Genomic DNA, 19,257 nt, shown 5'->3' on the forward strand with positions numbered 1-19,257 from the left:
GCAGAACTTTGGAATAACCGCCGATCCAGCGCCAGCGCGACGATCGTCTGGGCTCTGGCACACTACGCCGCCCATGATTGCGCCGGCCCGTCCGGACCCGATGCCCATGAGACCAGCCGCACGCGTGCAGATCGTCCAACGTGCCTCCGGGCATGGCCGTTCCAGTGGCCGCTGGTGGTGGCTGCTGGTTGCCATCGTATGGCTGGCTTCGCTGGGCGGGGTGTGGTGGATGGCCACGCGCACGGCTGCCCCGCGGCTGGTGAAGGCCGAGGCAGCGCTGCAGCAGGCGCAACGCAGCCAGGTCCAGCAACGTCGGCAGATCGAGCAGTTGCAGCAGCGCCAGGTCAATCTGGCGATGTCCGACAAGATCAGCCGCGCGGCCAACACCGAAGTGCAGGCCTCGCTGGCCGAGCGCGACGAGCAGATCGCCGCGCTGCGCGCCGATGTGGCCTTCTACGAGCGGCTGGTGGGCTCCACCGCACAGCGCAAGGGGCTCAACGCGCATTCGGTGCAATTCACCGCCGAAGCCGGCGGCACCTGGAGCTACAGCGTGGTGCTGACCCAGAACCTCAACCGCGGCGCAATCAGCCAGGGCCAGCTGCGCTTTGCGGTGGAAGGCGTGCGCGCCGGCAAGCTGGTGACGGTGAGCTGGAACGAGTTGCACCAGAAGCCCGACGCCGCCGGGCAACCGTACTCGTTCCGCTATTTCCAGCAGCTGGACGGTAGCGTGATCCTGCCGAAGGATTTCACCCCGCAACGTGTCAAAATCTCCCTGAGTGGCGATGGGGCGCCGGTCAGTCAGACATTCGATTGGAAAGTCGCCGGCAATGGCGCGGGGGAATAGCTCATGTTCGGAAACAAGTCCAACCGTGGTGCGCAGACCGTGGTCGATACCTTGATCGGGCCGCAGGTGGTCATCCGCGGCGACCTGACGTTCAGCGGCGGGCTGTATGTGGAAGGCCGCATCCTGGGCAAGGTGATTGCCGAAGACGGCGCCAGCGCCACCCTGACGGTGGCCGAGCAGGGCAGCATCGAAGGCGAAGTGCGTGCGCCGGTGGTGATCATCAACGGCCAGCTGACCGGCGATGTGCATGCGGCCGAGCGGGTCGAACTGGCCGCCAATGCGCGCGTGCAGGGCAACGTGCACTACCAGGTGGTGGAAATGAGCGCGGGCGCGCAGCTTACTGGGCGGCTGATCCATGCCGCCACGGCCGGCGCAACCGCGGCGCTGCCGGCGCCGGAACCCAGCCGTGCCGAACCGGTCACGGCGTTGCAGGCCGAAACCGCCGACGCCTGAGCGCGGCATGCGGTGAATGCCGCGGCATCCGATGCGGCGGCATGGCTTGAAGTGGTGCGCTCCGGCCCCCATGCTGGCGCCATGAGTACGCTCGTTTCGCTTCCTACTGCCGCCCCGGCGCCGGACTACCAGTCCATCGACCGGCCACTGAACTTTTCCGTGGCCGCTGCCGCCAAGGTGCGCGAGCTGATCCAGGAAGAAGGCAATGCCGACCTGGCATTGCGCGTGTACATCCAGGGCGGAGGGTGTTCCGGCTTCCAGTACGGCTTCGAGTTCGACGAGAACCGTGCCGAGGACGACCTGGCCGTGGCCACCGATGGCGTCACGCTGCTGGTGGATCCGCTGAGCCTGCAATACCTGATGGGCGCCGAGGTGGATTACACCGAGAGCCTGACCGGCGCGCAGTTCGTGATCCGCAATCCGAACGCAAAAACCACCTGCGGGTGCGGGAGCAGCTTCAGCGTCTGATTGCATCTGGGTAGATGCGGATTGTGCGACGCATCTGGGTGAACGCGGATTGCGGCGCGTAGCGCGTGCTTCTGCAGTGCATCTGCGTTGGTGACAGGGTGACTGCCGAACGTGAGATCGATCGCGGCTGAGTGGCGCGCTGGTCTCGCTCGATGTTGACCAGCTGGCGATGAGGTGGGCGCATTGCAGGTGACGGGACTGGCCTGTATGCCTGGCTTACCTCGCGGTGCGCGCTGTGATGAGGAAGGCGCATCGCTTGCTTCGCCGCTGCAGCTCGTCGGGCGACTGCCGACCGCCATCACGATGAGGCTGCCAACGCGAGCAGCGCAGTGCGCGAATGGCGGCGACTGGTCAGGCAGGCGTGTGAGTGCTTCCACGCTGAGCAATTCTGCGGCAATCCTTCAGTACGGTGACAGCGCTGCGCGCCACGTAGTGACACGTGAACAGCGATCCACGCGCCGCGTTGAAAGAGCCTGTGCCGCGCGCGGCGTTGCAGCGATTTTCAGCGCGACGACAGGAATGCAGCGCGTTGCTGGCTGTCGATGGCCAGGCACGCATCTGATTGCTTGGGTTGCGCCCGCAAGGCCGGCGACCTGCACGCGCGCGTGACGCGCCACGACGCTTTCTGCGCTGCAGGTTTCGCGGCGCGCGCGCCAGCTTCGTGCGTGCGCGATGGTGCATGGATCCAGAGGGCCATACTGCGTGCGTGCTTCCGCTGGCGCCACGATATGCGCGTTTTCTCCAGGCATTGCCGCTTGTCCACGTTGATCCACCGCGGTCATGTGTGACACCGTGCTGACACGTCTGCCATGCCTTGTGTCGATTCCAAGCCGTTGCGCAGTGACCACTCACGCTTCTTCCGCACCTCGATCGCACCGAGACCGATCTGGCGTTGGGTGATTGCTGCGCGTCTTCCGTCCTTCCCCAAGAGAGCATCACTTCATGTTGCAGATCAACTCCCGTTCGGCGTTTGGCCTGGCGGCCATGTTGGGCATCGCCAGCGCAGTGCTTGCACCCGGCGCGCAGGCCGCGCCCGCGCGCGGCGCCTTGATTACCAGCAATTTCCTGACCAGCTACACCCGTGATGCGATCGGCGCGATGCTGGCCTCCGAGCCGCAGGCCGAGCAGCCCAAATGCAACGTCCGTGTTGCCGAATTCACCTATGCAACCGTCGGTGTCGAAGGCGAACCTGCAACCGCATCTGGCGTGCTGCTGATTCCGGATGGCGAGCGGTGCGCCGGGCCGTATCCGTTACTCGGCTGGGGGCGTCCGACCGGAACGGTTCGCGCTGAGGAGCAGGCCAAGGACATCCGCGATGCCAAGGGCAACGACCCACTGGTCACGCGCCTGGCCAGCCAGGGGTATGTCGTGGTCAGCAGCGATTACCTGGGGTTTGGTCCGTCCAACTACCCTTATCACCCGTATTTGCACAGCGCGACCGAGGCGAGTGCGACCATCGATGCGATGCGCGCAGCGCGCAGTGTGTTGCAACGCTTGAACACACCGCTATCCGGCAAGGTGATGCTGTCGGGTTATTCGCAGGGCGGCCACACGGCGATGGCCACCCAGCGCGAGATAGAAGCGCATCTGTCCAAGGAATTCCATCTGGTGGCGAGCGCGCCGATCTCCGGACCGTACGCGCTGCAGCAGACGTTTTTGGACAGCTGGAGCGGCAGCAACGCGGTGGGCGAAAGCAGCTTCGGCATCATTCTGGGCAGCTATGCCATCGTCGCGATGCAGCACACGTACAAGAACATCTATCTGGAGCCCGGACAGGTGTTTCAAGACCCGTGGGCTGCCAAGGTGGAGCCCTTGTTCCCAGGCAAGCAGAGCCTGACCGATCTGTTTCTCGGCGACACCTTGCCAGGCATCGATCGACTCAAGGCGTATTTCCAGCCCGGCTTCTACCGCGACTTTGCCAGCAATCCCGCCAACCCGTTCCGCCAGGATCTGGCGCGCAACGATCTGCTGGCGTGGGCGCCGCAGACGCCGACGTTGCTGTGCGGTTCGTCCAACGATGCCACCATTCCGCTCAAGAACGCGCAGACCGCCATCGCCAGCTTCAAGCGGCGTGGCAGCAACCAGGTGGCGGTGGTGGATATCGGCACCGGCAACTCCAGCGACAACTCGGCCTTCGTCCATCTGTTGACGAACGAGCCGTGCATCGTGGCAGTGCGGCATCAGCTGTTGGACAAGCAGCGCTGACGCCGCGGTCGTTGCTCGACGCTGCCGAAGGGTTTGCAGGTGCAGGCGTCTCGAAGCCGGCACCTGCATGGCGCTTCACTGCAGCCGTTGCAATGCACTGCCATGACCACTGGCTCACGTGCGTGTCCTGACAGGGCCGCACCCGCGCGCTGTCCAGTGATAGGGCCGCGTGCCGCTTGGCGTGAACCGCATCCCGCGCCAGTGGCCAGCGCGAGCGGCGTCCGCGTCTGAACACGCACCGCAGGCGCGCTCGATAGAGTGGGTACGATGGTTGCAGGCGCTGCCGATTATCGGCAGGCTTGCGCCGATGTCAGAGTCTCTTTTTTCAGCTTCCGGTTTTGCCTTCACCCACGCGCCGCTCGATCGCGGCGATGTGCTGCGTGACGATCCCGACGCCCTGGCGCGTCTGTGGCCACAGGGCCGTGTGCTGTTGATCGACGCCAAGGGCACGGCGCTGGCCGATGCCGATGGCCAGCCGCTGTTGCTGGATGGCGCCGAACTGGGCGACGGGCCGGAGGCCGCGATCTTCCTGGGTCTGCGCGATGCGGTGGGCTGGTTCTGCCTGCCGGCCGACATCGTCGCGGTGCAGGCGCCGCAGCGGATCGATCTGCGCCAGGCCGCTGCCGACTGGCCTGCCGAGATCGCTACCGCCTTCGCCTATGCACGGGCGATGTTGCACTGGCAATCGCGCACGCGCTTTTGCGGCGTGTGCGGCGGTGCGATCGCGTTCCGGCGCGCCGGCTTCATCGCGCACTGCACGCAATGCCAGACCGAGCATTACCCACGCGTGGACCCGGCCATCATCGTGGCGGTCAGCGATGGCGCGCGTTTGCTGCTCGGCCGTCAGGCCAGTTGGGCGCCAGGACGTTATTCGGTGATTGCCGGGTTCGTCGAACCGGGCGAGTCGCTGGAGCAGACCGTAGTGCGCGAGGTGTACGAAGAAACCCGCGTGCATGTGCAGGACTGCCGCTACCTGGGCGCGCAGCCGTGGCCGTTCCCGGGGGCGCTGATGCTGGGGTTCACCGCGCGCGCCGCTGCGACCGAGGTGCCGCAGGTCACCGGGGAGCTGGAAGACGCGCGCTGGGTCAGCCATGCGCAGGTCAGCGCCGCGCTGGCCGGCGAGGGCGATATCGGGTTGCCGCCGCGCATTTCCATTGCGCGTGCGTTGATCGAGCACTGGCATCGTGCGCATGGCTGAGCCTGGCCGGCTTTTGCGGTGTTGCAGCGGCGCTCGCGTCCGCTCGGCTAGACTCGGCTGAGGAGGCCTGCCCATGTTCACCACCCTGGTTGCCGTCGTCGTCGCGCTCACGCTGGGCCATCTGGTACCGGCGCAGGTGGCCAGGCTGCGCAATTTCGCCTGGTTCGGCCAATGGCTGCGCCGGTTAGACAGTTACGCGGCCGGGCGCGGTGCGTGGCAAGGGCGCTATGGCGTACTGCTGGCCGTGCTACCGGCGCTGCTGGTGTTGCTGGTGCAGTGGCTGCTGGACGATGTCTGGCACGGTTTTCTGGGCTTGCTGTTCGGCGTGGCGGTGCTGGCCTGGACCTGGGGTCCGCGCGATCTGGATCGCGATGTGGAAGCGGTCATCGACGCCGACGAGCCGCGCACGCGGCGCGAAGCGGTTTCGCACCTGCAGGCCGCCGGCGGCAGCGTGCACGAAGACGCGCCGTCGCTGGTGGAAGCGGTGGTGGTCAACGGCCTGCGACGTTGGTTTGCGGTGCTGTGGTGGTTTCTGCTGCTGGGGCCGTTCGGCGCGGTGCTGTATCGGCTCACTGCCCTGGCGGTGGAAAGCCCGCTGGCCGTGTTGCTGCCGCCCCGCAATCTGGCTGGCGCGCGCTGGCTGCTGGCGGTGCTGGAATGGCCGGTGGCGCAGTTGATGACGATGTCGATGGCGCTGGTGGGTAACTTCGACACCGTGTTCCGCGCCTGGCGGCAGGCGCATGGCAACCGCTGGTCGCTGGAACCGCATTTTCTCGGCGCCGTTGCACGTGCCAGCGTCAGCGCCGAGCTGCGCGAGGAAGCGCACGACTACACCGATTCGGGCCTGGTGCCGGTCTGGCGCCGCCTGCCGGAAGTACGCGACGCGATGAGCCTGGTCTGGCGCGTGCTGCTGCTATGGTTGGTGGTGCTGGCGTTGTTGGTGATTGCGGGCTGGGTGCGGTAGCGCCGCGCGTGATGTCGGGCGAGAAGATGTGTAGCGCCGGGCCCTATGGAAACGTCGGCCCCTCGCGATTGTTGGCGGTCTAACCCGGCGCCAGCAAGGTAAACGGGTACCACGGCAGGTTTCTTGCGATCCAGTACGTCGGCAAGGCCCACAACCAGAACTTCGGTTCGGACATCACGGCCACCACCGGGGAGAACCAGCGCGCGCGCCAGCCGGCTTTCCAGGCGATCAGGCCGGGCAGGATGAACAGGCCGAGCACGGCGGCCGGATTCATCGCGAAGGCACCGGGCAGGTCGAAGTGCACCAGCGCATACAGTGCGCGGGTCATGCCGCAGCCGGGGCAGTAGCAGCCGGTGACGGCCCGAAAGACGCAAGGCGGGAACGGGCTGTTGCTCGCATTCGGATCGAAGCGATACAGCAACGACACGCCAAGGGCGGCCACGCTGGTGGCCGCCCCCAGTCCAAGCCAATGGCGTGGACGCAGTTCCATTACTGCATGTGCTGCAACTGCTGCATGTAGTCCATGTAGCCCTGCATGCCGCCGGTGGCCACCATGCCGATGTTGATCAGCAGGCCGATCGCGGCCAGCACGCTGGTCACGATGCACCAGGTCTTGGCGGTGTTGGAGGCGCGGCGTGCGCCGTCGATGTCGCCCTGGTTGAGCAGGCCGTTGACCTTGCTGGAAAACACGATCGCCACGATGCCGGAGATCAGGGCCGGGCAGCACAGGCAAAAGCCCAGCACGGTGGAAACGATCGCCCAGATCAGGTGATTCGGCACCGGGCCGGGCGCGGCGCTGGACGAGGGATGGATCGGCGGTGGCATGGCACTCATGGTGAAGCTCCTTGGGTGGTAAACAACAGCGAACTGATGGGTGAGTGGGGTCGATTATCGGGCGCCATGCACGGCGGTGATGCGCCCGTGTGCGCTGACGATGGCCGGATGGCCCTCATGCGAGGTTTGGCGCGAGCGGCGAGCCGCGTGTCGGTAGCGGTAGCGGCGCTGCGCGGTGCCGGATATCTGCCCGCGCCAGCGGACCTGGCGCTCCACGCCTGCGCCGCGAGCGAAAACGCAGCGGCATGCCCATCGCTGCCGGCACAGCCAGCCGCTGCAATGCGCGACACCCGCCGATCAGGGCAGACGCCTCAGGCGCGATGATGTTGAGCACAACGACGTCCCCCGGTACGGCCGGCCGCGTCCGCCTGGCGGCTGCGACGGCAAAGCGTGCAATGGCGCACAGGCTACTCGCGGCGCGCCATGGACGCAAAGCCTGCATCCGCCGGGCTCAGGGCTGATCCTGCCGCAGCGTGCGCACTTGTTGTTCGAGCAGCGCGGCGCTGGCCTGATCGCCGGCGACCGCTGCCCCTGCCACCACGTCGATCTGCGCGCGCATCCGCCGCGGCACCCGCATGCGGCCCAGGCGCGTGTCGCGCCGGCTCCACATGCTCGACCACATGCCGCGCAGCGCCATCGGAATGACCGGCACGTTGCGGCGCTGCAGAATCTTTTCCACGCCGGACTTGAAGGGTGCGATGTCGCCATCCTTGGTCAATGCGCCCTCGGGGAAGATGCACACCAGCTCGCCATCGGCCAATGCGGCATCGATGCGGTCGAAGGCCTGTTGCATCAATGCGGGGTCTTCGCGCGCGCCGGCGATCGGGATGGCCTTGGCGGTGCGGAAGATCCAGCGCATCACCGGGATGCGGAAGATCTTGTAGTACATGACAAAGCGCACCGGGCGCGGAATCACCGCCGACAGGATCAGCGCGTCCATGTAGCTGACATGGTTGCACACCAGCAGGGCGGCGCCCTCGTCGGGCACATGCGTGTCGATAGCGCGCGCGCGCAGGCGGTACAACACGCTCACCAGCACCCAGCTGAGAAAGCGCATCAGGAACTCGGGCACCAGGGTGAAGATCCACAGCGCCACCAGCGTGTTGGCGATTGCCAGTGCCAGGAACACTTGCGGAATGCTCAAGCCCGGCAGCGGAATCCGTACCCCGAACAGCACCACGTGCGGCAACTGCAGCGCGATGCCGATCACCGCCGCGGCCACGATGAACAACGCGTTCTGGATATTGAGCCCGGCGATCACGCGCGACAGCTCGGCCTTGGGTGTGCGGCTCTGGATCAGCGCAAACAACGGCACCACGAACAGGCCGGTGAACAGGCCGATGCCGACCAGATCGATGATCAGCCGCACACTGCCGGGCTGCTGCACGAACTGGCCGATCGACAGGCCGGTGACCGGCGCTGCGCCAGGCCGGGCGAAGTACAGGTCCAGCAGGAAGGCGCTGATGCCGAACGCGCCCAGCGGCACCAGGCCGATTTCCACGGTGCGGCCGGACAGCCGTTCGCACAGCAGCGAGCCTGCGCCGGTGCCGATCGAAAACAGCGCCAGCGCGAACACGTACAGATCCTGCTGTCCGCCCAGGTTGAGTTGGGCATAGGTGGGCAACTGCGCGGTCAGCACGGTGCCGATGAACCAGAACCACGACACGCCCAGCACCGCGTTGCGCACCGCCAACGTGCGTCGGGTCAGGCGCATGATGGCGCGCGATTCGGGAATGGGGTTCCAGTTGATCTTCAGCTCGGGCGCGCCGGCATCCACGCGCGGTACCAGCCGCGCCACCAGGTTGCCGGTCCCCGCAATCGCAATCACCGCGGTGGCGGCAGCCTCCGGCCCATGACTGCCGGCGATCTGGAAGATCAGCCCGCCGAAGATCATGCCGCACAGGATCGAAATCGAGGTGCCCATTTCGACCAGGCCGTTACCGCCGGTGAGCTCTTCCGGCTTCAGCACCGAGGGCAGGATCGAATATTTCACTGGCCCGAACAGCGTGGACTGCAGGCCGGTGCAGAACAGCGCAATCAGCAGGATCACCATGTTCTCGGTGATGAAGCCCACCGCGGCCAGCGACATGATCGCAATCTCCATCGTGGTGGTGATCACGATGAGCTTCTGCTTTTCCAGCTTCTCGGCGATCTGCCCGGCCAGCGCGGAGAACAGGAAGTACGGCAGGATGAACAGTGCCGGCGCCAGGTTCGTATACAGCGTGCGCTGGGCGGCATCGATGCCGAGATAGAACAGCAGGCCGATGATGGCCTGCCGATAGACGTTGTCGTTGAACGCGCCCAGCGCCTGGACAGCGAAGAACGGCAAGAAGCGGCGCTGCCTGAGCAGGGCGAACTGGCTGTGACCGGACATGCAGTTTCCTTTGCGAACGCGCGCAGCCTAGCAGGCTTCCATGGCGTGCTGGTGGATGGCGGTTGCGCTCAGCGGCTTCTCTGTGCCGGTGGCCTGCGTTGCGCGAGTTGGGCGCGCAGCAAGGCCACGAAGGCGCGTGCGGCCGGGCTGGGGTCGGGCCGCCACACCGCATAGGTCAGAAAGCGGTAGCGCTCCTTCAAGGCCACCGTGATCACGCCGCGCATGGCGCCGGCCATGGTCTGCGGGACGATGCCTACGCCCAGGTTGGCAGCGACCAGTTCGCGCACCAGATCGGCATGGGTGACTTCGTACTGCTGGCGCTGCCGCAGGCCGGACTGGGCGAAGGCGGCATCGATGATGCCGCGCACGCCGGCGCCGGGAACCAGCCCGGCCATCGGTTCGTCGTCCAGCTCGGCCAGCGCCACCCGCTTGCGCGCGGCAAGGCGGTGGCCGGGGGCCACGATCAAGGCCAGCGCCTCTTCATGCAGCAGCAGGCGCTGCGCCGGCACCGCAAGCTGCGGGCCGACACCGACCAGGGCGACATCCAGCCGGCCTTCGCCCAGATCGTGCAGCAACGCCTCGCTCATGGCAGTGCGCAGATGCACGTCCACCCGCGCATGCGCGCTGCGGAACTGATGCAGCAAGGCCGGTAGTTGCACGGTGGTGAGCGAGGAAATCTGCCCCAACGCCAACCGCCCGCGCACGGTGCCCAGGGCCTGCGCCATTTCCTCGTGCAGGCGCTCGGCAGCGCGCAGGGTCTGGCGGGCGTTGTGCAGGAACACCTCGCCGGCGGCGGTGGGCCGCACCCGGCGGGTGCCGCGTTCGAACAGGCGTGCACCGAAGGTCTCTTCGATCTTGGCGACCTGGTGGCTGAGCGCCGACTGCACGGTGTTGCAGCGGCGCGCAGCGGCGGTGAAACCGCCTTCTTCGGCCACGGCCACGGCAAATTCCAGTTGGCGCAAGGTCAGCATGCAATCTCGAAAAAAGATGGCGATGGTGAAAACAATACATTGGAAAGATGCGTGCCGGCTGCCCACACTGTGCGCATTCCTGACCAGACAGCCGCCATGCAGACCGAGCCCACCTCCCACCCGCCCTTGCCCCGTCGCCTGGTGCTGCTGATGGCCGCCGCCACCGGGTTGGCGGTGGCGAGCAATTACTACGCCCAGCCGCTGCTGGAAACGCTGGCGCAGGCATTCGGCATCCAGGTGCGCAGTGCCGGTGCGGTGGTCACCGCGGCGCAGTTGGCGTACGCGGCGGGGTTGCTGTTGCTGGTGCCGCTGGGCGACCGGCTGGAGCGGCGCGGCCTGATCGTGGGCCTGTTCGTACTGAGCGCGCTTGGGCTGCTGGTGAGCGCCAGTTCGCACAGTTTTGCGATGTTGCTGGCCGGCACCATCGTGACCGGCGCCAGCTCGGTGGCGGCGCAGATCCTGGTGCCGTTCGCCGCCACGCTGGCTGCGCCCCACGAGCGTGGCCGGGTGATCGGCACGGTGATGAGCGGATTGCTGCTGGGGATCTTGCTGGCGCGCACCGCGGCCGGCGTGCTCGCCGGTGTCGGCGGCTGGCATACGGTGTACTGGATCGCCTCGGTCGCGTTGCTGCTCACCGCCGGGCTGTTGTGGCGCGGGCTGCCGCGCCATCCCGGCAATGCGCAACTGGCGTACCCGCGGTTGGTAGGCTCGGTGCTGACGCTGCTGCGCGACGATGCGGTGCTGCGTTCGCGCGCGGTGCTGGGCGGGCTGATCTTTGCCGGCTTCAGCATGTTCTGGACCACGCTGGCGTTTTTGTTGTCCGGGCCGAGTTATGGCTACGGCACGGCGGTGATCGGCTTGTTCGGCCTGATCGGTGCGGCCGGTGCACTGGCCGCCAATCGCTCCGGGCACTGGTCCGATCACGGCCATGGCGACCGCGTGAGCTGGGGTGGGCTGGCGATGTTGCTGCTGTCGTGGGGCTTGCTGGCGTTTGCGCCGCAGTCGATCGTGCTGCTGATCGTCGGCGTGCTGCTGCTGGATATCGCGGTGCAGGGCGTGCATATCGCCAACCAGAGCGTGATCTATCAGCGCAACCCGGCGGCGCGCAATCGCATCACCTCGGCCTACATCACCTGCTATTTCATCGGCGGTGCAGTGGGCTCGACCCTGGGCACGGCGGCATATGCGCAGGCCGGCTGGATGGGTGTGGTGATCGGTGGCGCGGTGCTTGCTGCGGCGGCGCTGGGCTGGGTGGGGCTGAGCGTGGCGCGCAAGCAGTGGAAGTGAGCGCGGCCGGTGGGGCGAGGACGCAGCGCACGCATGAAAGTGGCGATTGCGCGGCATCGCCGTGTTCGACATCGCTTACCGCATCGAGGCTGCATGGGCCGCGGCGCCCACGCCTGTCGATCACTGGCGGCTAGAGCGTGTTGTGTACTTTGAGGTGAGTGCGAAGCGTCCTGTCAAAGTGCATCACACGCTCTAGGCCTTGGTCGTCGCCAGACGCGGCGCGTTCTCTGCCGGCGCCGTGGTCACCGCCAGTGCTGCAGCGCGCAGTTTGGGCAGCAGGCGCAGCGTCAATGCCAGTTGGTCGCGCACCAGGCGTTGCTTGGGCGGTAGTTGCACCGGATGGTGTTCCAGCGCTTCTGCGATGGCCAATTCTTCGCTTTCGTCGTGCGTCGGCAGCGGTTGGCGTTGGCCAAGGGCGCTGGCGATCTCGCTCAGTGCGCGCTGCAGATACTCACCAGCCTGCGCGATGGTGGCATCGTGTTCGCCCTCCAGCGCGGCGCGGTGCGCGCCCAGTGCCGACAGATAGCCGAGCAAGGTGTTGGACAGCGCCAGGAAGCGAAAGCCCGCATCCAGATTGCGCCGGTAGCGGCCGGGTTCGCGCAGCATGTTGGATAACGCCACCGACAACGCGGCATCGGCGTTGTGCATGTCGCGGCGCGCAATGCGGTAGGGGAGGTCGTCGCGCTTGCCGCTGGCGTACTGCTCCAGCACCTGGGCCAGATAACGCGCGCAGCTGGCCAGCACCGTGGCCATCACCTGGTTCAGCCGGCGGCCCTGCCAGTCCGGCAGGATCAGGAACGAGGCGGCCGCAGCAATCGCGCAACCGATCAGGGTGTCGATCAGGCGCGGCCAGATCAGCACGAAACCATCGCCCAGCAGGTTGAAGCAGAACAGCGCCATCACCGTGATGCCGGCGGTGGCCAGCATGTAGCGATCGGTGCGGGTGATGAAGAACACCAGCGCGCCGGCCAGCGCCAGCAGCAGTTGCACCTCGGTGCCGGGGAACAGCTGCATCAGCGCCCAGGTGGCGACCAGGCCGATCAAGGTGCCGGCAATGCGCTGCACCAGCCGCAGGCGCGTGGCGCCGTAGTTGGGCCGGCACACGAATGCGGTGGTGAGCAGGATCCAGTACCCGTTGTCGGCATGGATGGATTGCATGATGGCGTAGCCCACCAGCAGCGCGATGGCCATGCGCAGGCCGTGGCGGAACAGCACCGAGCCGGGCGTGAGTTGCTGCACCAGCCGCGCGCCCATTTCGCGCAAGGTGTGCGGCGAGGAATCGCGCAGCCGGGTGTCGAGGTTGTCGCTGGTGGAATCGGATTGCGCCGCTTCCGACAACCTGCGTTCGATGCTCTGCAGGTTGGTCACCAGCAGTTCCAGCGCGCCGAGCAGGCGGGCCAGTGCGGGGTCGGCGCGCGCGTGCAGATAATCCAGCGATTGGCGCAGGTCTTCGGTGGCCAGGCGGCTGCTGTCGCCGTAATCGAACGGATGGCGCAGGCGAATCGCCTCGCCCAACGCCGCGCACGCCTTGCCTTGCAGGGCGAGCAGGCGCTGGCAGCGATACAGCACATCGCTGTGGAAGAACGCGTCGGTGAGCGCCTCGTAAGGATAGTGCGAGGAACTGGCGCGCTCATGGAAGTCCTGCGCCATGTAATACAGGCGGAAATACAGGCCCGATTGCACGCCCGGCCGCCCCGAGCGGCCGAAGCGGCTCATGATGGCGGTCTTGGCCGCATTGAGCGCGCCGACCACCTTGGCGTTCTGTTCGGCCAAGGCCAGCCGGCGTGCATGCAGGTCGCTCTGGCGCACCGGTTCGAACAGATCGGCCTTGAGCTTGAGATAGCGGCCCAATTCGAAAAACAGCCGCGACAGCCGCTCGCGCACCGGGCGATTGGCGAACAGGATGGTCCACAGGATCGAAAGCACGCCGTACCAGGTGGCGCCGATCAGCAGCAGCGCCGCGCCGTGCCAGGCGATCAGCGGATCGCGGCTGCCATGCTGGTCCATGCCGATCATGGCGTAGATCGACAAGGCCACCGTGGCCTGCGCGATCGAGGCATAGCGCTCGCCCAGCGCACCGAGCAGGGTCAACGAGAACGTGGCCAACGCCATGCCCAGCACGAACGGCAGCGGGTACGGAAACAGCACCACCACTGCGGCTGCGGCAGCGGCGAAACACAGCAGCGAAAGCAGCACCGATTTGATGCGGCCCAGCCAGTTGTCGTCGGTTTCGGCAATGGCGCTGGCAATGGCGCCCAGAAACAGCGCCGGCACCGCAGTGAGCTGTTGCCAGTGCCAGCACACGCCCATCGCCACCGCCAGCGCGATGAACACACGCAGGCCATAGCTGGCCTTTTCATGGGCCCACAAACGGCTGAGGCGGGTTTCGAAGGAGGGAGTGGCCACAGTCTCTACAAGGCAGGGAGCCCGGGCATTATTGCCGCAGCCATGCGCCATCGGGGTGGACGGCGGCTAGTTCTTTGTCAGTAGCCGGCATGTGCGCGGACTGGAGCGGAGTGCACGATTGCGCCGCAGCCCGCAGCCCGCAGCCCGCAGCCCGCAGCCCGCGCCTGGGCGCAGCCATGCGAACTGCGCGTCCGCCCAGCTGCACGGACGTCTATCGCGCCCAACCTGCGGCTGCGCGCTTGAACAGCGCCTTGTCGGCGACTACCAGCGCGCCGTTGCTCTGTTGGGCCGATACCAGTGGATGTCCGAACTTGCCCCCATCCGCCCTTCGGGCACCTTCCCCCGCCGGCGGGGGAAGGACGCGGCTTAGCCCTGCGCCTGCCGCTCGCGCACGATGGCCCGCCAGCCGATGTCGCTGCGTCGTCGAGTACCAGCGCGCCGTTGCTCTGTTCGGCCGATAACAGTGGATGTCCGAACTTGCCCCCATCCGCCCTTCGGGCACCTTCCCCCGCCGGCGGGGAAGGACGCGGCTTAGCCCTGCGCCTGCCGCTCGCGGGCGATGGCCCGCCAGCCGATGTCGCTGCGTCGTCGAGTACCAGCGCGCCGTTGCTCTGTTCGGCCGATACCAGTGGATGTCCGAACTTGCCCCCATCCGCCCTTCGGGCACCTTCCCCCGCCGGCGGGGGAAGGACGCGGCTCAGCCCTGCGCCTGCCGCTCGCGGGCGATCGCCCGCCAGCCGATGTCGCTGCGCTGGAAGGCGCTGCTCCAGTGGATCGGCTTGAGGCCGGCATAGGCGGTGCGCTGGGCGTCGCGCACGCTGTCGCCCAGGGCGGCGACGCACAGCACGCGGCCACCGGCGCTGACCACTTCGCCAGCGGCATTCAACGCGGTGCCGGCATGGAAGACCTTGGCGCTGGCCGGCACCGCGTCCAGCCCGGTGATGACCTCACCGGTGACCGGGGTGTCCGGGTAAGGCCTGGCGGCGATGACCACGCCAAGCGACGGGCGCGGATCCCACTGCGCATGCGCGCCGTCGAGCTTGCCGTCGATGGCCGCCTCGAGCAGATCGACCAGATCCGACTGCAGGCGCAGCATCACCGGCTGGGTTTCCGGGTCGCCGAAGCGCACGTTGAATTCGATCACCTTCGGCGCGCCATGCGCGTCGATCATCAGCCCGGCATACAGAAAACCGGTGAACGGCACGCCATCGGCGATCATGCCCTGCACGGTCGGCTCGACCACCTCGCGCATCACCCGCGCATGCACCTCGGGCGTGACCACCGGCGCAGGTGAGTAGGCGCCCATGCCGCCGGTATTGGGGCCGGTGTCGCCGTCGCCGACACGCTTGTGGTCCTGGCTGGTGGCCATCGGCAAGGCGTGTTTGCCATCGACCATCGAGATGAAGCTGGCCTCTTCCCCATCGAGGAATTCCTCGATGACCACGCGTGCGCCGGCATCGCCGAACGCATTGCCAGAGAGCATGTCGCGCACCGCATCTTCGGCCTCGGCCAGGGTCAGCGCCACGATCACGCCCTTGCCGGCAGCCAGGCCGTCGGCCTTGACCACGATGGGCGCGCCTTTCTCGCGCACGTAGGCCAGCGCGGCGTCCACTTCGGTGTGCACGGCGTAATACGCGGTGGGAATGCCGTGGCGGGCCAGGAAATCCTTGGCGAAGGCCTTGCTGCCTTCCAGCTGCGCGGCCTTGGCGGTGGGGCCGAAGATGCGCAGGCCGGCGGCATGGAAGCGGTCGACCACGCCCAGCACCAGCGGCACTTCCGGGCCGACCACGGTGAGCGCGACGGCTTCGCGCTGCGCCAGGGCGAGCAGGCCATCCAGGTCGTCGACCTTGATCGCGACGTTGCGGCACTTGGCTTCGGTGGCGGTGCCGGCATTGCCCGGTGCCACCAGCACCTCGCTCACGCGCGCGGACTGCGCGATCTTCCAGGCCAGGGCATGTTCACGGCCGCCGGAGCCGATGACGAGGATTTTCAAGGCAGTTGCTCGCTAGTAAGGGGGAAGGGGGCGCTATCTGCAGCCTTCGCGCTGCAGTGCGTTGGGAAACGGGTAGGTCCAGGTCTTGGTGTCGAGCGCGAAGACGTGCGTCTTGTCCAGGGCAACCCCGCAATCGCTGCCGTGCTCGTGGATGCGCAGCGGCCAGGTGCGCGCCTGCGGCGCGCTGTTGTCCACCTCCAGCGCGAAATCCACGTCGAAGGCGTCGGCAAGGCATTGCGCCTGGGTCTGGTCCGGCTCGCGCGCGTCGTCGTCGCAGGCCAGTGCGCCGCTGTTGTCGATATGCGCCCGCAGCGAGCCGGCATTGACCAAACCCTTGGGGCCGGGCACGACCAGATCCTGCGATTCCAGCATCAGGCCCTGGCCCATCCAGAAACTGTGCACGGCAAAGCCGTAGAAATCGCTGCCCAGGCGCAGGACGTCCACGCTGCCGGGCTGACCGTCGCTGCCGTAGCCGTCGGCGAGCCGTTCGACCACGACCTTGAACCCGTCGCCATCGCCGCGCAGCACGAAGAAATCGATCAGGCCCGGGTTGCCGTGGCCGGCATCGCTGAGGCTGTGGCAGACCGCCAGCAGTTGCTGCACCTGATCGCCCACCACCACCGGCTGTTCGGCACAGACTTCGCTGCCGGCCTTGAAGCCGTCGGCTTCGCCGCTCCACTGCGCGGCCAGGCCGGCCTTGGCGCCGTAGCGCGTGCGCAAGAACCCATCCAGCCGCTCGGTGCGGCTCAGATGAGGGCCATCGCTGGGCGCGGCAGGTGCCGCGGCACCCGGCGCCGCCGCGGGCGCAGGCGCTTGCTTGCACGCGCCCAACAGCACGGCGGTCGCAAGACACGCGGCAAAACAACGCAAACGCTGCATCGACCTATCCCTGTGCCGGTGACATCAATGCCGGAAGTGGCGCACGCCGGTGAACACCATCGCGATGCCGTGTTCGTCGGCGGCGGCGATCACCTCGCCGTCGCGCATCGAACCGCCGGGCTGGATCACTGCCTTGATGCCGGCCGCAGCCGCAGCATCGATGCCGTCGCGGAACGGGAAGAACGCATCCGATGCCATCACCGAACCGGCCACGGTGAGCTTGGCTTCTTCGGCCTTGAGGGCAGCGATCTTGGCGCTGACCACGCGGCTCATCTGCCCGGCGCCCACGCCAATGGTGCGGTTGTCCTTGGCATAGACGATCGCGTTGGATTTGACGTACTTGGCCACGCGCCAGGCAAACAGCAGGTCGCCCAGTTCCGCCTCGTTGGGCGCACGCTGGGTGACCACGCTCAACTCGCCCTGCGACATGCCGCGGTTGTCGGCCGATTGCATCAACAGGCCCGAGCCGATCCGCTTGGTGTCGTAGTTGTTGAGGCCATTGCCGTGCGGAATCTTGAGCACGCGCACGTTGGCCTTCTTGGTGGCGTATTCCAGCGCGCCGGCCTCGTAGTCGGGCGCGATCAGCACTTCGACGAACTGGCGATCGAGGATGGCTTTTGCCGTCGCTGCGTCAAGGGTCTTGTTGAACGCCAGGATGCCGCCGAACGCGCTGGTGGGGTCGGTGGCGTAGGCCAGCTCATAGGCATCGCCGCAGCCCGCGCCCACCGCCACGCCGCAGGGGTTGGCGTGCTTGACGATCACGCAGGCCGGCGCGTCGAACTGGCGCACGCATTCCCACGCCGCATCGGCATCGGCCAGGTTGTTGTAGCTCAGTTCCTTGCCCTGCAACTGCTGGAAGGTGGCCAGCGTGCCCGGCACCGGATACAGGTCGCGGTAGAACGCGCCGGACTGGTGCGGATTCTCGCCGTAACGCAGGTCCATCACCTTGACGAAGTTGGAATTGATCTGCGCCGGGAACGGGCTGCGCGTGGGCACTGCCTCGGCGCTGTCGGCCACTGCCGAGAGATAGTTGCTGATCGCCGCGTCGTACTGCGCCACGCGATTGAACGCAGCCACCGACAGCGCAAAGCGCTTGGCCGCCGACAGCTGGCCGTCGTTGGCCTCCAGTTCGGCCAGCAGGTCGGCGTACTGCGCCGGGTCGGTGGCCACGGCCACGCGCGCGAAATTCTTGGCCGCGCTGCGCAACATCGCCGGGCCGCCGATGTCGATGTTTTCCACCGCATCGGCCAGCGTGCAATCGGCTTTCACGGTGACCGACTCGAACGGATACAGGTTCAGCACCAGCAGGTCGATCGGCACGATGCCGTGCTCGGCCATCACCGCTTCGTCGACACCGGCGCGTCCGAGCAGGCCGCCGTGCACCAGCGGGTGCAGCGTCTTGACGCGGCCATCCATCATTTCCGGAAAACCGGTCAGCTCGGCGACGTCCTTCACCGGCAGGCCGGCTTCGCGGATCGCCTTGGCGGTGCCGCCGGTGGACAGCAGCGCGACGTTGCGCGCCACCAGCGCGCGGGCCAGGTCGATCAGGCCGGTCTTGTCGGAAACGGAGAGCAGGGCCCGGCGCACGGGCAGGAAATCAGAGGCCATCGGTGGGGGATGTCGTTGCGGAGCAGCCGATATTGTAGGCTGCGCCAGCGCTCGAATGGACTCAACACTCCGTATGGCCTCGATCTATGCATTGAAGGGACGCTTCCAGGCGCTGCTGCGACCGATGGTGGGCGCGCTGTATCGCGGTGGCATTAGCGCCAATCAGGTCACGCTGATCGCAGCGGCGGTGTCGCTCATGGTGGCGGCGGTGGTGTTGCGCGGCGGCCCCAGCCGGCCGCTGCTGTATCTGCTGCTGCCGGTGTGGATGCTGGTGCGCATGGCGCTCAACGCGGTGGACGGCATGCTGGCGCGCGAGTTCGGCCAGCAATCGCGGCTGGGCGCCTACCTCAACGAACTGTGCGATGTGGTGGCCGATGCGGCGTTGTACTTGAGCCTGCTTGGCGTGCCCGGTGTGAGCGCACCCTGGCTATGGATCTTCGCGCTGCTGGCCGCGCTGACCGAATACGCCGGCGTGCTCGGCCTGATGGTCGGCGCCAGCCGCCGTTACGACGGGCCGATGGGCAAGAGCGACCGCGCCTTGGTGATCGGCGTGCTGGGCGTGGGCCTGGCCTGCGGGTTGCTCGGTGCGCGCGGCGTCACCTGGGTCGCCATCGCCTTGAATCTGGCCTGCATGGCCACGGTGTGGCGGCGGGTGCGCGCCGGCCTGGCCGAGTCGCCCGCAGGCACCTAGCGATACATCGTCGCAGCAACGCCGCTGGCCGCGCTGCTGTGCGGTGATCTCTGCGATTCAACCTTTCGACTTTCAGGATGCT

Annotated in this window: 16 protein-coding genes and 1 pseudogene; 8 read left to right on the plus strand and 9 right to left on the minus strand. The window is 67.1% G+C overall.

Annotated elements, in window-relative coordinates:
- The first annotated feature begins 106 nt into the window (after positions 1 to 106).
- From EO156_RS02760 to EO156_RS02790, 6 genes are all read left to right on the plus strand, one after another.
- Entirely contained in the window at positions 107 to 844 is a 738-nt protein-coding gene (locus EO156_RS02760; RefSeq protein ID WP_033483086.1) for a DUF6776 family protein, read from the plus strand.
- Between the two features lie 3 nt (positions 845 to 847).
- On the plus strand, positions 848 to 1,297 hold the full coding sequence (locus EO156_RS02765) for a polymer-forming cytoskeletal protein (RefSeq protein WP_016849919.1): 450 nt from the start codon (positions 848 to 850) through the stop codon (positions 1,295 to 1,297).
- Between the two features lie 81 nt (positions 1,298 to 1,378).
- Positions 1,379 to 1,765 (plus strand): iron-sulfur cluster insertion protein ErpA, encoded by a 387-nt coding sequence (gene erpA, locus EO156_RS02770; RefSeq protein ID WP_002808218.1) that lies wholly within the window; start codon positions 1,379 to 1,381, stop codon positions 1,763 to 1,765.
- Between the two features lie 942 nt (positions 1,766 to 2,707).
- Positions 2,708 to 3,970, plus strand: coding sequence for a lipase family protein (locus tag EO156_RS02780; RefSeq protein ID WP_016849922.1), 1,263 nt, complete (start codon positions 2,708 to 2,710; stop codon positions 3,968 to 3,970).
- 307 nt (positions 3,971 to 4,277) lie between these two features.
- On the plus strand, positions 4,278 to 5,168 hold the full coding sequence (gene nudC / locus EO156_RS02785) for an NAD(+) diphosphatase (protein WP_003483119.1): 891 nt from the start codon (positions 4,278 to 4,280) through the stop codon (positions 5,166 to 5,168).
- A gap of 73 nt (positions 5,169 to 5,241) precedes the next feature.
- Complete coding sequence (locus EO156_RS02790) at positions 5,242 to 6,132, plus strand: cobalamin biosynthesis protein (protein WP_011050354.1); 891 nt, start codon at positions 5,242 to 5,244, stop codon at positions 6,130 to 6,132.
- 79 nt (positions 6,133 to 6,211) lie between these two features.
- On the opposite strand, the gene EO156_RS02795 is transcribed toward EO156_RS02790, so the two are convergent.
- From EO156_RS02795 to EO156_RS02810, 4 genes are all read right to left on the minus strand, one after another.
- Positions 6,212 to 6,622 carry a DUF2752 domain-containing protein gene (locus tag EO156_RS02795; RefSeq protein WP_016849923.1) on the minus strand — a complete coding sequence of 137 codons (411 nt, stop codon included), beginning with the start codon at positions 6,620 to 6,622 and terminating at the stop codon, positions 6,212 to 6,214.
- The gene (locus EO156_RS02800; protein WP_005920117.1) at positions 6,622 to 6,966 is read right to left on the minus strand and encodes a CD225/dispanin family protein; all 345 of its coding nucleotides are present in this window, start codon (positions 6,964 to 6,966) and stop codon (positions 6,622 to 6,624) included. The genes EO156_RS02795 and EO156_RS02800 overlap by 1 nt, the downstream gene beginning before the upstream one ends.
- A 451-nt stretch (positions 6,967 to 7,417) precedes the next feature.
- Positions 7,418 to 9,340: an MFS transporter gene (locus EO156_RS02805; RefSeq protein ID WP_029827936.1), complete on the minus strand. Its 1,923-nt coding sequence runs from the start codon at positions 9,338 to 9,340 to the stop codon at positions 7,418 to 7,420.
- Positions 9,341 to 9,408: 68 nt separating this feature from the next.
- Positions 9,409 to 10,311: a LysR family transcriptional regulator gene (locus EO156_RS02810; protein ID WP_005914176.1), complete on the minus strand. Its 903-nt coding sequence runs from the start codon at positions 10,309 to 10,311 to the stop codon at positions 9,409 to 9,411.
- A gap of 96 nt (positions 10,312 to 10,407) precedes the next feature.
- Between EO156_RS02810 and EO156_RS02815 the strand changes: the two genes are divergently transcribed.
- Entirely contained in the window at positions 10,408 to 11,598 is a 1,191-nt protein-coding gene (locus tag EO156_RS02815) for an MFS transporter (protein ID WP_005927904.1), read from the plus strand.
- Between the two features lie 192 nt (positions 11,599 to 11,790).
- Here EO156_RS02815 and yccS read toward each other — a convergent pair whose 3' ends face one another.
- The 5 genes and pseudogenes from yccS to purH all read right to left on the minus strand — a co-directional run bounded on the left by yccS (position 11,791) and on the right by purH (position 18,484).
- Positions 11,791 to 14,004: a YccS family putative transporter gene (gene yccS / locus EO156_RS02820; protein ID WP_005914173.1), complete on the minus strand. Its 2,214-nt coding sequence runs from the start codon at positions 14,002 to 14,004 to the stop codon at positions 11,791 to 11,793.
- Between the two features lie 66 nt (positions 14,005 to 14,070).
- Positions 14,071 to 14,272, minus strand: a pseudogene (locus tag EO156_RS02825) (hypothetical protein).
- 429 nt (positions 14,273 to 14,701) lie between these two features.
- A complete protein-coding gene (purD, locus tag EO156_RS02830) occupies positions 14,702 to 15,997 on the minus strand; it encodes a phosphoribosylamine--glycine ligase (protein WP_029995983.1) in 1,296 nt (431 codons plus the stop codon).
- Positions 15,998 to 16,030: 33 nt separating this feature from the next.
- The gene (locus EO156_RS02835) at positions 16,031 to 16,876 is read right to left on the minus strand and encodes a hypothetical protein (RefSeq protein WP_029827941.1); all 846 of its coding nucleotides are present in this window, start codon (positions 16,874 to 16,876) and stop codon (positions 16,031 to 16,033) included.
- A gap of 24 nt (positions 16,877 to 16,900) precedes the next feature.
- Entirely contained in the window at positions 16,901 to 18,484 is a 1,584-nt protein-coding gene (purH, locus tag EO156_RS02840; RefSeq protein WP_016851369.1) for a bifunctional phosphoribosylaminoimidazolecarboxamide formyltransferase/IMP cyclohydrolase, read from the minus strand.
- A 73-nt stretch (positions 18,485 to 18,557) separates the two neighbouring features.
- Between purH and EO156_RS02845 the strand changes: the two genes are divergently transcribed.
- Entirely contained in the window at positions 18,558 to 19,175 is a 618-nt protein-coding gene (locus EO156_RS02845) for a CDP-alcohol phosphatidyltransferase family protein (protein WP_016851370.1), read from the plus strand.
- Positions 19,176 to 19,257 lie beyond the last annotated feature (82 nt).

Origin of the sequence: Xanthomonas sp. DAR33341 (assembly GCF_003992815.1) — a bacterium.
Classification (GTDB): domain Bacteria; phylum Pseudomonadota; class Gammaproteobacteria; order Xanthomonadales; family Xanthomonadaceae; genus Xanthomonas; species Xanthomonas cissicola.